Genomic DNA, 14,679 nt, shown 5'->3' with positions numbered 1-14,679 from the left:
AAAAGGAGGATTCAAATGAACCCTCCGTTTTTTATTAATAAAACCAATCAACCTTGTACCACAGCACTTCTCAATCCTTCACTGAGTAACAATCCTCCAAACTCATTTATAATGGATTCAGGTACTCCCAGATTGGTAGCGGCTTCCACTACAGCACCGATAAACAAATCATAATCTGCTTCTGTCACCAAACCTGTCATCCTAGAGTTTACCTCAGGGTTATGTGCATCTACCATATTCAATCCAGTGTATTGAATGTTCTGAGATCCAATATTCGCGGCCAAGAAATCACTGAAATCACCTACCAATGCTGCGAAGCCGGATAAGTCATTAGCGCCAACTTCAGCCAATAAGACAGAGAAATATGGCAATAAATCATCGTAAGTTCCTCCATCATTGGTAGCGATAACCAATACAGTTTCTGTAACAACAGCCCTCAATGGAATATAACCTGCTTCAATCAATTCTCCCTCATTATCGGGGTCTGACACTAATCCTGAACCACCTAATCTTGTATAGAGATCAAGCATCTCGCCATCTGCTCTCTGCACTATTGGTTCTCTTATAGATTCTAATAAGGATCCTACAGGACCCAAGACCTCATTTGAAGTAATTCCAGCCTGTGCAGCACCTTCAACCACAGCTTGAACAAACAAATCATAATCTGCATTATTGATAAGTCCATTCATCCTTGAATTTCTTGAAGGATCATGCGCCGCAACCATTTCTAAACCTGTGTATTCAAAATTCTTCGCCCCAGTTGCTTCTGCAAGAAACTCGGTAAAATCCATGACAAGCATGTTCAATCCTGATGTTTCGTTCCTTCCTACTTCTGATAGCAAAACTGAGAAGTAGGGCTGAAGAGCGTCATATTTGCCATCTTCATTGGTAGCAATGGTCGTGACAGTATTGATTACTACTGTTCGCAAGTTCAAGAAACCTTGTTCTATCATCTGATTTTGGTTCAGAGGGTCTTGCACCCTGGTTTCCCCACCTAGTTGGGTTGCATAGAAAGAATCGTCAGGCTCTTCTGTCATGGGCGGTGTTGGCATTTCTTCCTGTTCACAGGAGCTCAAGCCTACAACCACAAAAGCTAAAACGGCCAACAGCCATGAATGTATTTGTTTCATAATTGTATTGTTTAGTTAAAGATTAATTTTGGAAAGATTTTTGAAAAAAAGCACCAAGTTTGTAGGTGATTGAATTTTTATCTATTGCCGGACAGCTCTGCGCAAGCATTTCTTCCGATGGTTGAAACAAACTCGCTTGCTCCATAAAATTCTCATTGATGGACGCTACAAGATCATGTGGTGATTGAGCTTTCCTGTCGTAAAGACATATGATATGCCCATTTGAAAAATTAACCCTAACATCCTTGACTCCCTCTAATTGGACAAGGTGTAATTTGATCTGATTTCCATTTTCAGGTTCTATAGCTTCTGGAAAATCGATTCTACTCATGGTCAATGAAGTCACTGCACCTTCTTTTTGCTGAGTGACCATGTAAATGTGAACGGCTAGTATGGCAGTGAAAAAGGCCGCTATTGAAATTATTCCGAATAATATTCTTTTGATCATATCATTAATAAATTTCGTTCGATAAGGATTTACGAACCCATTATAATTTTTGGATTATGACCACTCATTGAAAAAAATGGATTTGAGTAACATTTTTACTTTTAGTTTGTTAGTTTTAAATAAATCCTTGATATGTAATGAAGTATGTTTTTCCGATTGCCCTATTGATCTTGCTTTCATCCTGTTTTAATTCTTACACAGAGGGTGAATATTACTTTCAGCAGGAAGAGTATGAAAAGGCTGTTTCCCAGTTTTCTAAAGCTTTATTTCTAAATGTGACTGATATCAAGGCGCTTCACATGAGGGCTAGATCTTATGAAGAAATTGAGGATTTTATTAATGCGAAAAAGGATTACGAATCTATTTTAAAATTAGATCCTCAATATGCGCAGGCATATGCAGGTATAGGGAAGCTTTATTGGAAAAAAAATGATTTTAAGAATGCAGAAATCTACTTGTTAAGGGCTGCTCAAAAAGATCCTGATGATTTTGAAATACTTTTTCTATTGGGTAGGTCTATGATCAAAAACAGACGTTTTACTCAAGCTGATGAATTTTTGCAAATTGCCAAGGAATTGATGCCAGAGGATGCACGCGTGCACTATTATCAGGGAATGGCAAGGTCTCAGATAGGAGATTTGCTGGGTGCAGCTGGATCCTTCAACATGAGTTTAAAATATGATCCTGATAATCTTCCCGCCAAATACAATAGGGGAGTAGTAAGGATGCTGATTGGTTATTCTTCCTGGGCAGTGGAAGACTTTGATGAAGTGCTACAGGTCAGGCCAGACCATATAGAAGCATTGGCGCGTAGGGGAAATGCCAAACTCAATATCAACGATCCTTCAGGCTGTAAAGACTTACAGGAGGCAGCTGCCAAAGGAAGTTGGTATGCAAAACTCTGGTTGGAAAGGTGTGGGTGAAACTTTACTTTATCCTTTAGCTGATATTAGGGCTTATATAAGTAGAAATACAATTGAAATAAAGTAGAAATACGGTAGAAATAGGGTTGAAATACAATTGAAATAAAGTAGAAATACGATAGAAATAGGGTTGAAATACAATTGAAATAAAGTAGAAATAGGGTTGAAATAAGATAGATATAAACACGATCCTATCCTATTTCGCCGAAGGAATATTTCGTGAAACATATTTCTACCATATTTCGGAGAAATTATAATTCCAGCATTAATTAACTTAGTTATACCTTAATTCAATATCCATCAATATCGTCCAGCAAATATCCATAAGTATCTATATCAATAAAACTCATAACTCAGTCTATATCGCCGAAGGCATATTTCATGAAACATATTTCTACAATATTTCATTTAAAAACCTCTTTCAAAGCATTTTTATAATTTTCCCTTGCTTTGTCGGAAGTGAAGAGAAACAAATAGGGTTCAATCAATTCTAATTCCATCAGGTAAAAAACACCTTCAATCCATACACCATCTACACGGGCATAAAGGCTGTTTTTGGCAAATTCATCTACCAGTTTTTGAATATATGTCAACTCCTTTATGTCTGGAACTATATTTTGAATACTGCCTCCAAAAAAATGTTGTACTCGGAAATCACCTGATTTGGCAGTTTTGAGAATGGCATGGGAAAAGTTCTCCTTAAAGAATATGTAAGAATATTCTCCAATTTCAGCAACTTCCTTGACAAAGGGCTGAAGCATGAAATCCTCCTCTTTAATTAGGGAGAGAATTTGTTCTTTATTTTCAAGCCATGACTCTTTTAATATTTTAAGGGTATTTTTGGCCCCACCGCTCACTGTTGGCTTAAATATAAGTTTATCAGTTTCAAACTGATGGAAAGCGCCTCTTATATCTGGCATTTCGGATTTTCTTATAAATTGTGTGGGCACTATTGGGTAACCTTTTTCCTGAATTTCCTTCAAGTACCACTTATCGGAGTTCCAGATAATGGTATCTATGTTATTATACACAGGGAGTCCAAGACTTTTTATTTTATTGCACCAATCCAAAAATTCAGCATAGCGGTCAAAATAATCCCATGGAGATTTGATCAATATAAGATCGTAATTTTCCCATCGAACAGAATCGTCTGACCAAATTTCAAATTTGAAATTTACACCCAGTTCATTTAAAATTTCTTCCAGTACCAAATCCTCGTCTACCACTGAAGAAGCAGTGTAAGAAGAACCCCTTGCTTCATAGGAAACCACTCCAATTTTCATATGTATCCCATTGTTAAATTTTAGTAAAATTAGTGTGATTTTGGCATTTTACAGGCTCAAAGCAGAAATTGCGTCTTAGAAATCTTATTTTTGATTTTTGTATTTTATGAAGAAAGATAAATTAGTCATCATTCCTACCTACAACGAAAAGGAGAATATCCAGGATATTATACTGGAAATCATGGAATTGATGGGGGAATTTGAGCTTTTGGTTATTGATGATGGTTCTCCGGACGGTACTGCGGCACTAGTTAAGGAACTACAGAAATCTTTTCCTAACCGTTTGTTTCTGATGGAGCGAAAGGGGAAACAGGGACTTGGAACTGCCTATATAGAGGGTTTTAAATACGCATTGAATCATGGATATGAATATATTTTTGAAATGGATGCCGATTTTTCTCATAATCCCAAAGACCTCATAAAACTTTATGAGGCATGTGCAGATCCTGATGTGGATATGGTCATTGGATCCCGTTATATTACTGGTGTGAATGTGGTCAATTGGCCAATGGGAAGGGTGCTGATGTCATTTTTCGCAAGCAAATATGTGCAGATTGTCACCGGGATGCCTATCAAGGATGCCACAGCAGGTTTCAAATGTTATTCCAGGAAAGTTTTGGCTTCAATGAATCTGGAAAAGATCAAGTTTATCGGATACGCTTTCCAGATTGAAATGAAGTTTACAGCCTGGAAGCTTGGCTTTAAAATCCTTGAGATACCCATTATTTTTACAGACAGGACCAAAGGAACTTCCAAAATGAGTACTCATATTTTTAGAGAAGCCGTATTCGGTGTTTTGTACATGAAATTCAAAAGCTTTTTCAAAAGGTATAAGCCTAATCAAACCGTATCGCCCTGATTGGATGTATGTTGCTAATGAGCATTGCGGGTATGAAAAGAACCAAGGTCGTAACCACGAGCACAGCAATATTGATCAAAATAAATACAGGCCAGTTCCAAAATATGGGAACAAAGCTCATGTAATAGCTTTCGGGTTCCAATGGGATCAATTTGAATTTATCCTGCAAGGAACCTAGGGTCAGTGCCAGCGAGTTACCGATAACCAAGCCCCTGCCAATGATCCTCACCCCGTTCCACACAAAAATTCTTCTTATCTGTTTATTCCGAGTACCCAATGCCTTCAGAATTCCTATCATTTGTGTTCTTTCCATGATGAGGATAAAAAGGATGGATACCATATTGAATGCGGCTACAAAAAGAATCAGGCTAAGAAAAACATAAACGTTATTATTGAGCAACTGAAGCCAATCAAATATCTCCAGGTATTTATCTTTGATGTCTATAAGCCTTAGGTCATAATCCAGTTTGTCATAAATAGGCCTTTGTATGGACTCTAATTGATTCGGGTTATTGACAAATATTTCAAATCCACCTACCTGATCTTCTGTCCAGCCATTTAGGTTTCGGATAGTTTGTATATCTCCCAAGATGATCTTGTCATCGAAGTTTTCCAAAAATGTTTCATATAGCCCCACTATTTCCAGCCTTCGGAACCTTGGAGGATCCTGCACAAAATACATGATGACACGGTCCCCCACATCCAAAAGCAACTTATTTGCTATTTTGGTACTCAAGACTACTTCATTGACTGCAGAAGAATCACTGAACTGTATAAAGCGCCCTTTCACCAGAGAACTTTTAAAGGTAAGGCTATCGAAGTCAGGCCCTACGCCCTTCATGAGTACGCCTTCTACCTCATCTTCTCCTTTGAGTAGACCTGGTTTATGTGCAAAGACCTGTACATGCTTGATGTGTTCATTCTGAGGATAGTTTTGGTAAAAGTCAGAATTCTTGGAAGTTGGACTTTCTTCAAAGGCATTGCTGGACATAAATTTCATGACCTGAAAATGCCCGGTAAATGAAAAAACTTTGTCAGAAATTTCTTGTTGGAAACCTCCCAAGATCATAAATGAAATCAGAGATACAGCTATACCTATGGCCACTGAAGCCACAGCAATCCTATGAATGGTTCCAGTAAAACCGCCGGTACGTTTAAAACTGATTCTTTTAGCAATGAAATAAGAAAGGTTCAAGGATTTTAGTATTTTAGTATTTTAGTTAAAATCTAGCGCAAAATAAGTATGAAGGTATTCAAATTGATGTTTCTTTTCACTTTTTTACTCCATACCCTGGCTTTTTGTAAAAATAAAGAAGATAATACAGACCATTCAAGAGAATCGGTAGAAGATAACATTCTTCCTGCAGCAGACCAACCCGATAAATACCTTCATCTTTTGGAAGGTAAAAGGGTAGGACTTGTCGTCAATCAGACATCCATTCTCTCCTCGCAGAATAATATGCACTTGGTAGATTTCCTTATGATGGAAGGGATTGATGTGGTGAAGGTATTTGTACCGGAGCATGGATTTAGGGGAGATGCGGATGCAGGGGAAGTTGTGAAATCTGAAATTGATAAAACCACAGGGCTTCCTGTAGTATCCTTGTATGGAGATCAAAAAAAACCTTCGGCTCAGACGCTTGCTGATATAGATATTCTGATTTATGATCTTCAGGATGTTGGGGTCAGGTTTTACACCTATATCAGCACCATGCATTATGTAATGGAAAGCTGTGCGGAAAATAAAATGCCCCTTTTGATTTTGGACAGACCTAACCCAAATGGAGATTATATAGATGGACCTGTTTTGAAAAAAGGTTTTGAGAGTTTTGTGGGAATGCACCCTATACCTGTAGTACATGGCTTGAGTGTGGGTGAGCTTGCCAATATGATCAATGGCGAAGGTTGGCTTAAAAATAAAGTGAAGGCAGATATTCAAGTGATTCCCGTAAGTAATTGGACACATGCAGATCCATATAGCCTTCAGGTAAAACCTTCTCCAAATCTCCCCAATGACTTGTCTATAAGACTTTATCCATCCCTTTGTTATTTTGAAGGAACGGATGTTTCATTGGGAAGAGGTACCACATTTCCATTTCAGGTATATGGTTATCCTGATCCTAAGTTTGGAGATTTCACATTCACTCCGGTAAGTATTGATGGAATGTCCAAAAACCCACCTCAAAAAGGCAAGAAGTGTTATGGTGTCGATTTGAGGAATGAAAGCTTAGATCATAGATTCACGTTGGAATATTTGCTTCATGCCTTTGAAGTATCGGGCAAAAAAGAGAAGTTTTTCAATAACTTTTTTGACAAGTTGGCTGGTACTGATCAACTGAGGAAAGATATCCTGGCTGGTAAATCAGAGCAAGAGATCAGGGCAACTTGGCAGGAGGATTTGAATCAGTACAAAAAAATGAGGGAAAAGTATTTGATGTATTGATCCGCCTGTATGTTTCATTGGGAATTATAGTAGGTTTTTCTATAATTAAAATTTTTATAATTTAAGTCTGGCACAAGAAGCTTTTTGAGGTCCATTTTTAATCCACAGATGTAACAAACATCACCAAAACCTACTTGAATTGTGATGACTTTTGTTCCTGTAATTGGGTAGTAGCGAATTCTACCTGATTTTTAGTAATTTCAATTCAAGTTTTACGCACATGAACAAAAGTATCAGTACGACCTTAAAAGGCTTTATGCCAATTTTGGATTGGTTACCTAATTATAAAAAAACAGACCTGCAAGGTGATCTTTCCGCAGGACTGACTGTGGGGATAATGTTAATTCCCCAAGGAATGGCCTATGCCATGTTAGCGGGATTAGAACCGATTCATGGATTGTATGCGGTTACTGTTCCTTTACTGCTATATGCTATTTTTGGAACGTCGAGGCAACTAGCAGTTGGTCCTGTTGCAATGGTTTCCCTTTTGACAGCAGCCGGAATAGCTGGTTTGAACCCTGAATCACCTGAACAATACCTGGTATACGCACTCAGTCTGGCTTTTATGGTAGGCCTGATCCAATTTGGTATGGGAATGCTGAGGCTAGGCTTCGTAGTTAATTTTCTTTCTCATCCTGTCATCAACGGATTTACTTCCGCCGCAGCAATAATCATTGGACTGAGCCAAGTCAAACATCTTTTAAGGATCAATTTGCCTAATTCTGAACACATACAGGAAATGTTTGTGGCCATCTGGCAAAACATAGGAGATATTCATTGGATAACTTTCGCGATAGGCATAATTGGAATCATTATTATCAAGTATGGGAAAAAGATTCATAAAAGCTTTCCAGCACCCTTGGTTGCTGTAATTATTGGAATTGCTTTGGTATCAGGATTTGATTTGACCTCCATGGGAGTGAAGATCGTTGGCGATGTTCCAAGTGGCCTTCCTTCCTTTTCTTCACCTTCTTTTGACATGGGGGTTTGGAGAAGTTTGGTTCCCATAGCACTTACTATTTCATTAGTGGGATTTGCTGAAAGTTTTGCGGTGGCAAAAACCATTCAAGCCAAACACAAAAACTATAAACTGGATGCTAATCAGGAGTTGATAGGACTGGGAATGGCAAATTTTGGGGCTGCATTTTTCAAAGGATACCCAGTTACTGGTGGATTTTCCAGAACAGCTGTAAACAATGAAGCAGGGGCTAAAACCACCATGGCATCCATTATTTCAGCAGTTTTGATCGTACTGACACTTTTATTTTTTACGGGCTTATTCTATAACCTACCCAGTGCTATTTTAGCTGCTGTGGTTTTAGTGGCTGTTTCTGGTTTGATTGATTTTAAAGAGCCCATGCACCTTTGGAAGAAAGATAAAGCAGATTTTGCCATGTTGATTGCCACATTCCTGATCACCCTGACTTTGGGAATTGAAATCGGAATAATTGCAGGAATGGTTTTGTCGCTTTTGGTGGTTATTTATAGGGCTTCCACACCTCACATGGCTCAATTGGGCCGGGTTCCGGGTACTAATATTTTCAGAAATATTGCCAGATTCCCCGACCTGGAAAGCAGAAAAGACCTGCTGATGGTGAGGATTGATGGGCCCATTTATTTCGCTAATGTAGAATATATCAAAAATAAAATTGATAAGTGGATCGAAGAAAAGGATGAGAAGGTAAAGATGATTGTCTTTAATATGGAAAGTGTAACCAACCTGGACAGTACCGGTGCCCATGAGCTAAATGAATGGATTTTGTCTTGGAGAAAGAATGGGGTAGACGTTTGTATGAGTAGTATTAAGGGGCCTGTCAGGGATGTTTTAAACAGGTGGGCGATATTGGAATGTATCGGTGGAGATCATATTTTCCTCGATGATAACCTAGCTCTATCTGCTTTTGATAATGACATTGATCAGGATCTGTTTGAAAAATATTATCCATACGCCTCTCAAACCAATAAATAAAATGTGCCAAGTAAATCTGAATAAATACCTCGATCACAATAAGGTTTGGGCCAAGAAATTAAACAAGTCTGACGCTGATTATTTTTCACACCTGCAAGAAGGTCAGCATCCCATTGCTTTACTTTTGGGGTGTTCCGACTCTAGAGTTTCCCCGTCTACAGTACTGGGAATAGAATTGGGTGAATTATTCATCCACAGGAATATCGCAAATGTGGTATCACATACAGACCTTAATTTTCTTTCCGTCATGCAATATGCAGTTGAAAATCTTAACATTAAGGATATCATAGTGTATGGACATTATGGGTGCGGTGGTGTGAAAGCAGCCTATGAGGATAAATCCAATGGCATGCTTGACAACTGGTTGGCCAATATAAAAGATGTAATACGACATCATCAAAACGAATTGAACCTTATTGAGGATGAAGAATTAAAACTTCAAAAGCTTGTTGAACTTAACACTTTGGAACAAATAGAAAATATTAAGCAAACTTCTGTATACAAAAATGCGCTAGATAAAGGAATAGACTTAAAACTTCATGCTTGGGTATTTGATTTTTCTACCGGCTTGGTTCATGATCTGAAGGAAAAATACAAAGGAAAACCTGTTCAAGTTTGACATCAGTAGACCTTAAGTATCCCGAAAATGAATGAAACATTTCCTGAGTTATAGAATATAATATTTGTTTAAATGGCTTCTCAAAAATATATCTTGAGAAGCCATTTGTATTTAAAATCAATTGCTGATCAATTCTTCGAAATCATCTCTGATGTAAATCACATTTCTGCCTAACTCAATCCATTTTTTCTTTTCGAGTTGCTTGAGTAACCTAGAGATCACTTCTCTAGAAGTTCCCAACTCATTTGCAATTTCTTGATGGGTTGTATGCAATTCATTGGTTTTTTGTTGCTTCATTTTTGTGACAATGTAGCGCATTAGCCTCTCATCCATTCTTTTGAATGCTACAGCATCGAGGGCGACAAGCATTTCCTGAAATCTGGCTTGGTAAGTCATAGAAACGAAGTCCTTCCATTGCTTAAACTGGTCTGACCACTCCTCGTGCTTTTGAATCGGGACACCCAAAATAACTGTGTTTTCTTCTGCTACTGCCTTGATTTCACTAGGCCTGGAAGCGGAGCAACAGGTGAGGGAAAGTGCGCAGGTTTCCCCGGGTTCCAAATAGTATAAAAAAAGCTCTTTCCCATCTTCATCCATTCTGAGAATTTTGATGGCTCCTTCTAGAACCACTGGAACCATTTTGATGAATTGACCGGGTTCTGTAATTACTTTTCCTGCTTGAAACTCATGAATATTTCCGTGCTCTGATAAAGCTTTTAGTAATGAAGGGTCTGTGATATTGGGGAGTATTTGTCTTAAAGCTTCTACGTTCATTTTTTGATTTTTTATAAAATTAAAAAGTCATATAAAGCAATTTAGTAATATATGTCACATAGAAAAAGGACCAGATACATACCCGGCCCATTTTACACACAAAACCTATTAATTAAATACAAAAACCTCCGTCAACGATATGTACTGAACCAGTAATGAACTTACTTCTATCAGATGCAAGGAATAATGCCAAGTCTGCTATATCTTCATTGCTTGCATATTTCCCTAAGGGAATCATTTTCTCAAAACCTTTTTTGGCTTCACCCCCAGCACCGGGTGCAAAACCTTCTTCCAGGGAGCGCATCATTCGATTATCTACAGGTGAAGGATGAATGGAATTGACCCTGATCTGAAAAGGAGCTCCCTCCAAAGCTGCAACCTTCATGGTTCCAATTATGGCGTGTTTACTCGTGGTATATGCTATCATTTGGCCAAAACCTTTAAGTCCCGCTACAGATGAAGTAATGATTACTGAACCCCCACCATCTTGTAGGTGAGGAAAGGAATGCTTCAAACCCAGGAAGATACCCTTTACATTTACAGCCATTACCTTGTCATATATTTCTTCAGGATATTCACTTAAAGACTTCACAACACCCTCAAATCCTGCGTTGAGGAAGACAATGTCTAATTTCCCGAATTTTTCGATGGCAAAATCTGTGTAAGCCTTTACCTGGTCTGATTGACTTACGTCAGCAGCGAATGTATGAATTCGGTCATCATTGATCTTTTTAGAGACTTTATCCAAATTGTCTTCACTCAGGTCAACCAATAGAATGCCCGATGCTCCTTCTTTCAGAAACCGAATTGCAGTGGCTTCTCCAATACCTCCGGCTCCTCCAGTTATGATTGCGTTTTTACCTTTAATTTCCATATCTGTATTATTGAATGAATCCAAAGCTAGCATGTATGATTTTAAATTATGGAGATAATAATCAAGTTATTAGCTGATTTTTATCAGGGTTTGGGGACGGGGAATTCATGAATTTTGGGCTTCTGATAACCAAAAAACCAAAGCTATGAAAAGAATCATTGTTCCGGTAGATTTCTCCAAATATGCAGAAAACGCCTTTTTGACTGCACTGAAAATTGCGGACAAAACCAACAGTAGTATTACCTGTATCAATGTGGTGGGATCCACTTTGGACTGGGATAAATTGACTGAAAAAAAGAAAAATGAAAACCAAAATATCATTGATGCTGTAGCGGAAGCAAAGGATAAACTCAAAGCCTTTGTGATGGACCATAAATTGGGAGGAGTCCCCGTTGAAACATTTGTTGATGTCGGATTTCCTTACAACGTAATACTCGATGTGGCAGAAAAGCAAAAAGCTGATTTGATTGTCATTGGAGCTTATGGTAAAGAACATACCAAGGAAAAGTTTTTGGGTTCTAATCTTCAAAAAATACTCAGAGATGCAGATTGTCCTGTATTGGCAGTAAAAAATCCTATGGATGGAAATGCCCTCAGGAAAATGGCTTTTGCTTCAATGTTTGATGAGGACTCCAGACCTGCCTTTACGCGCATGAAAGCTGTTTTGAAAGATTTCAAGACTTCAGTTCATTTCCTTTATGTCAATACCCCTTCGGACTTCACCAATTCGGATGATGCCCAAAAGAAAATGGATAAGTATGCCAAAGGTTTTGAAGATATGGTGATTCATAAACATGTCTATAACCACAGAGAGGCAGAGAATGGGATAGTTGAATTTTCTGAAAACAATAAAATGGGTTTTATAGGAATAGCATCCACCAATAGAAAGGGAAAAAACTCTTATATGGTAGGTGTAACTGACACGGTATTATTCAAATCCAAGCTTCCCGTGCTGAGTGTAAAAGTCGGATAAGTTGTTTGATCACCCATAAATAAAGCTAGGCTACCGGAAATTTTTCGGTAGCCTTATTCTTTGTCCAAAACCTTCCTCTTATTTAATTTGAAATGAATGGCGGCACTCCCAAGGTTATCCATGCAAGAAATCACCTGTTTGATTACGTTTGTAAGTGTGGAAATTGGGAATTCGGGGCTTTGGCTTCTTACATCCAGATAGATTTTTTTTATCCATAAGTCATATTGATGCGCATTTTCTTCCAGCCAAGCCGGCGCTATATCAATTTCAGCTTCATTTTCTAAAAAACGTCTTGTCTTGGTTAGCGATAAGGCAGTATAACTTTTGATTTCTTTGTAAAAACTCTCTGTAAAAAAATCATCATGCTCTTCCATATCCCTAATATTGTGCATGACATCTTTGAGATCTTTGGCAGCATACACCAATGTTCTTAGCGTAATCATAAGAGAAGTAAGCTTTTCTGAATCTTCCAGGCTTAGGTTTTCTTCCTGTAGATCTGTATGGTAGTTGGTCAGCTCATCTTCCAAAATTTTTATTTGTTTGTACTGTTCCATTAAGTCCGTGGGCTGCTGAAGGATTTTTCTCCATATAGACAAGTGTCTCTGTTGTTTAGAACCATTGTTCCACACATTGATGATAAATGCCTCAGTTTTTTCAAAAGTAAAAAGAATGTCTTTTTCCAAGGCAGCTATTCCTACTTCCGGGATTTTCGAACTTACATTTTTGACGTATTTTGAAACGCCTATCGGTTCAGATTTTTTGAATCTGTTCACAAGCCATTTCTCTAATCTGGGGATAAGTGGGAAAAAAATGATCACTCCAATAGTTTTGATAAATGTGCTGATCAAAACCAATTCAATAAGGGGGTCAGCAATATCAAAAACTTTAGAAAATAGATTCACAAATGGGTGAATAAATATAAAGATCAGCATGCCAGTCCCTACATTGAAAATGAAGTGGGCAAGTGCCAATCTTTTTTTATCGGCAGAGCCTCCCAAAGCGCCAATTCCCACTGTCACTGTAGTTCCGATATTTGCACCAATGATTAAGGAAACACCTTCCATCAGTCCGATTACCTGTGCATTCAATGCTGATAAGACAATGACAATCATAGCTGAACTAGACTGTATCAAGGCGGTGACCACTATACCGATCAATAAATAAACCGAAAGGCCATAGGCATGAAAGGCACTTAAATCTACCTGATCAGCAACAGATTCTATGGAAGTCTTCATGAAATCCAATCCTAAAAAAAGTAATCCGAAACCTACAGCAAAGGCTCCTATGTTTTTTAAAACAGGTCTTGTAGAACTGAATAAGTATAGTAAACTTCCTAAACCCAAAAATGGCATGGCAAAATCAGCCACACTCAACTTAAAGCCTAATGTAGCGACAATCCATGCCGTTATGGTGGTTCCGAGATTAGCACCCAATATGACCCCGATAGAGTTTTTGAGATTGATGACACCCGCACCCAAAAAAGCCAAAACCATCAATGTGACCAATGAGCTGCTTTGAAGGATAGCGGTGATAAAAGCGCCAATCAAAATACCTTTAAATGCGGTGTCCGTTGACTTTTGTAGGAGGTTTCTAAATGATTTTCCCCCCAATTCCTTGATGGCATTTTCCAATTGGTGCATACCCCAAAGGAATATGCCTATTCCGGCCAAAAATTTCCAGAAATCAAAAATCTCCTCTTCTACCATTTTTGTTGTACAGCTTAAAGCAAAGATAAAAAGTAGCTCTTATAATCAAACTGATAAAAATCAGCTATTAACCCTATGTTTTCGGTTTTTCATCAATTTGGGGTTGTACCATAAATAAAAACCACTGATACATAACATGATCAATCCCAGTGATGTAAATGTACTGTAGAACAGTTTTGAATGCTCTTTTCCACTCGGTAACAGGAAATCTACTATACTGCCATCATGTATTTTTTCTATCAGGTCAGAATTTCTTTGTTTAACCGAAAGAATCTCCCCTGAAAATCCATCTATCTGAATCTCTGTAAAGTGATACTTGAAAATTACTTTCACAATCCCTTTATCAGGCCTGAAGTCCAAGCGGTTAATTCCCTGTTCTTTTTGTAAACTGTCGGATGCATAGTTGGCAGCAATCTCTAAAATAGATTCAACCTGAAGCCAAGGACTTGCTTCATCAACTTTGCTGCTCTGGGTTTCTGGAATAAGGCCAAGTTCCTTCTTCCATGCCAATAGGATGGCAGTTGTTCCGATGATAACAAAAAACAGAAAGAAAGGAATACTTATCCATCGGTGAATCCTTCGATGTATTCTGGTTTTGAAAGCTGTCTTGGTATTTTTGCTCATGGGAATATTTCAGACAAAAATACCCAACTGTGGTAATCTACTTTAAGAATTCAT

Annotated in this window: 14 protein-coding genes; 6 read left to right on the top strand and 8 right to left on the bottom strand. The window is 38.1% G+C overall.

Annotated features, from left to right (window positions below; translation table 11 throughout):
• Positions 1–47: 47 nt before the first annotated feature.
• Together EA341_RS08940 and EA341_RS08935 are read right to left on the bottom strand one after the other, a co-directional pair.
• The gene (locus EA341_RS08940; RefSeq protein ID WP_293013116.1) at positions 48–1,130 is read right to left on the bottom strand and encodes a hypothetical protein; all 1,083 of its coding nucleotides are present in this window, start codon (positions 1,128–1,130) and stop codon (positions 48–50) included.
• A 22-nt stretch (positions 1,131–1,152) separates the two neighbouring features.
• Positions 1,153–1,578 carry a heavy-metal-associated domain-containing protein gene (locus EA341_RS08935; protein WP_293013114.1) on the bottom strand — a complete coding sequence of 142 codons (426 nt, stop codon included), beginning with the start codon at positions 1,576–1,578 and terminating at the stop codon, positions 1,153–1,155.
• A gap of 137 nt (positions 1,579–1,715) precedes the next feature.
• Here EA341_RS08935 and EA341_RS08930 point away from each other — a divergent pair, with 137 nt between their 5' ends.
• Positions 1,716–2,501: a tetratricopeptide repeat protein gene (locus tag EA341_RS08930; protein ID WP_293013112.1), complete on the top strand. Its 786-nt coding sequence runs from the start codon at positions 1,716–1,718 to the stop codon at positions 2,499–2,501.
• 404 nt (positions 2,502–2,905) lie between these two features.
• Here EA341_RS08930 and EA341_RS08925 read toward each other — a convergent pair whose 3' ends face one another.
• A complete protein-coding gene (locus EA341_RS08925; protein ID WP_293013110.1) occupies positions 2,906–3,784 on the bottom strand; it encodes a glutathione synthetase in 879 nt (292 codons plus the stop codon).
• Between the two features lie 106 nt (positions 3,785–3,890).
• Here EA341_RS08925 and EA341_RS08920 point away from each other — a divergent pair, with 106 nt between their 5' ends.
• Positions 3,891–4,643: a polyprenol monophosphomannose synthase gene (locus EA341_RS08920; protein WP_293013108.1), complete on the top strand. Its 753-nt coding sequence runs from the start codon at positions 3,891–3,893 to the stop codon at positions 4,641–4,643.
• Here the strand turns inward: EA341_RS08920 and EA341_RS08915 are convergent.
• The gene (locus EA341_RS08915; protein ID WP_293013106.1) at positions 4,621–5,838 is read right to left on the bottom strand and encodes an FtsX-like permease family protein; all 1,218 of its coding nucleotides are present in this window, start codon (positions 5,836–5,838) and stop codon (positions 4,621–4,623) included. The two genes, EA341_RS08920 and EA341_RS08915, sit on opposite strands and share 23 nt — an antisense overlap.
• 48 nt (positions 5,839–5,886) lie before the next feature.
• Between EA341_RS08915 and EA341_RS08910 the strand changes: the two genes are divergently transcribed.
• The 3 genes from EA341_RS08910 to EA341_RS08900 all read left to right on the top strand — a co-directional run bounded on the left by EA341_RS08910 (position 5,887) and on the right by EA341_RS08900 (position 9,674).
• Complete coding sequence (locus EA341_RS08910; RefSeq protein ID WP_293013104.1) at positions 5,887–7,086, top strand: DUF1343 domain-containing protein; 1,200 nt, start codon at positions 5,887–5,889, stop codon at positions 7,084–7,086.
• A gap of 220 nt (positions 7,087–7,306) precedes the next feature.
• The gene (locus EA341_RS08905) at positions 7,307–9,055 is read left to right on the top strand and encodes a SulP family inorganic anion transporter (RefSeq protein WP_293013102.1); all 1,749 of its coding nucleotides are present in this window, start codon (positions 7,307–7,309) and stop codon (positions 9,053–9,055) included.
• 1 nt (position 9,056) lies between these two features.
• A complete protein-coding gene (locus EA341_RS08900; RefSeq protein ID WP_293013100.1) occupies positions 9,057–9,674 on the top strand; it encodes a carbonic anhydrase in 618 nt (205 codons plus the stop codon).
• A gap of 117 nt (positions 9,675–9,791) precedes the next feature.
• Here the strand turns inward: EA341_RS08900 and EA341_RS08895 are convergent, their stop codons facing one another.
• Positions 9,792–10,448: a Crp/Fnr family transcriptional regulator gene (locus tag EA341_RS08895; RefSeq protein WP_293013098.1), complete on the bottom strand. Its 657-nt coding sequence runs from the start codon at positions 10,446–10,448 to the stop codon at positions 9,792–9,794.
• A gap of 112 nt (positions 10,449–10,560) precedes the next feature.
• On the bottom strand, positions 10,561–11,322 hold the full coding sequence (locus tag EA341_RS08890) for an SDR family NAD(P)-dependent oxidoreductase (protein ID WP_293013141.1): 762 nt from the start codon (positions 11,320–11,322) through the stop codon (positions 10,561–10,563).
• A gap of 145 nt (positions 11,323–11,467) precedes the next feature.
• Here EA341_RS08890 and EA341_RS08885 point away from each other — a divergent pair, with 145 nt between their 5' ends.
• The gene (locus EA341_RS08885; RefSeq protein ID WP_293013096.1) at positions 11,468–12,295 is read left to right on the top strand and encodes a universal stress protein; all 828 of its coding nucleotides are present in this window, start codon (positions 11,468–11,470) and stop codon (positions 12,293–12,295) included.
• 53 nt (positions 12,296–12,348) lie between these two features.
• Here EA341_RS08885 and EA341_RS08880 read toward each other — a convergent pair whose 3' ends face one another.
• Together EA341_RS08880 and EA341_RS08875 are read right to left on the bottom strand one after the other, a co-directional pair.
• Positions 12,349–14,001 carry a Na/Pi symporter gene (locus tag EA341_RS08880; RefSeq protein WP_293013094.1) on the bottom strand — a complete coding sequence of 551 codons (1,653 nt, stop codon included), beginning with the start codon at positions 13,999–14,001 and terminating at the stop codon, positions 12,349–12,351.
• 60 nt (positions 14,002–14,061) lie between these two features.
• Positions 14,062–14,625, bottom strand: coding sequence for a PepSY-associated TM helix domain-containing protein (locus EA341_RS08875; RefSeq protein WP_293013092.1), 564 nt, complete (start codon positions 14,623–14,625; stop codon positions 14,062–14,064).
• Positions 14,626–14,679 lie beyond the last annotated feature (54 nt).

Source organism: Mongoliibacter sp. (assembly GCF_007692705.1).
In the GTDB taxonomy this organism is placed as follows: domain Bacteria; phylum Bacteroidota; class Bacteroidia; order Cytophagales; family Cyclobacteriaceae; genus Mongoliibacter.
This window is presented reverse-complemented; position numbering and strand designations above follow the sequence as displayed.

Coding starts and splice junctions, on each gene's coding strand:
- EA341_RS08940 (WP_293013116.1), bottom strand. CDS start 1,130: ATGAAACAAATACATTCATGGCTGTTGGCCGTTTTAGCTTTTGTGGTT.
- EA341_RS08935 (WP_293013114.1), bottom strand. CDS start 1,578: ATGATCAAAAGAATATTATTCGGAATAATTTCAATAGCGGCCTTTTTC.
- EA341_RS08930 (WP_293013112.1), top strand. CDS start 1,716: ATGAAGTATGTTTTTCCGATTGCCCTATTGATCTTGCTTTCATCCTGT.
- EA341_RS08925 (WP_293013110.1), bottom strand. CDS start 3,784: ATGAAAATTGGAGTGGTTTCCTATGAAGCAAGGGGTTCTTCTTACACT.
- EA341_RS08920 (WP_293013108.1), top strand. CDS start 3,891: ATGAAGAAAGATAAATTAGTCATCATTCCTACCTACAACGAAAAGGAG.
- EA341_RS08910 (WP_293013104.1), top strand. CDS start 5,887: ATGAAGGTATTCAAATTGATGTTTCTTTTCACTTTTTTACTCCATACC.
- EA341_RS08905 (WP_293013102.1), top strand. CDS start 7,307: ATGAACAAAAGTATCAGTACGACCTTAAAAGGCTTTATGCCAATTTTG.
- EA341_RS08900 (WP_293013100.1), top strand. CDS start 9,057: ATGTGCCAAGTAAATCTGAATAAATACCTCGATCACAATAAGGTTTGG.
- EA341_RS08895 (WP_293013098.1), bottom strand. CDS start 10,448: ATGAACGTAGAAGCTTTAAGACAAATACTCCCCAATATCACAGACCCT.
- EA341_RS08890 (WP_293013141.1), bottom strand. CDS start 11,322: ATGGAAATTAAAGGTAAAAACGCAATCATAACTGGAGGAGCCGGAGGT.
- EA341_RS08885 (WP_293013096.1), top strand. CDS start 11,468: ATGAAAAGAATCATTGTTCCGGTAGATTTCTCCAAATATGCAGAAAAC.
- EA341_RS08880 (WP_293013094.1), bottom strand. CDS start 14,001: ATGGTAGAAGAGGAGATTTTTGATTTCTGGAAATTTTTGGCCGGAATA.
- EA341_RS08875 (WP_293013092.1), bottom strand. CDS start 14,625: ATGAGCAAAAATACCAAGACAGCTTTCAAAACCAGAATACATCGAAGG.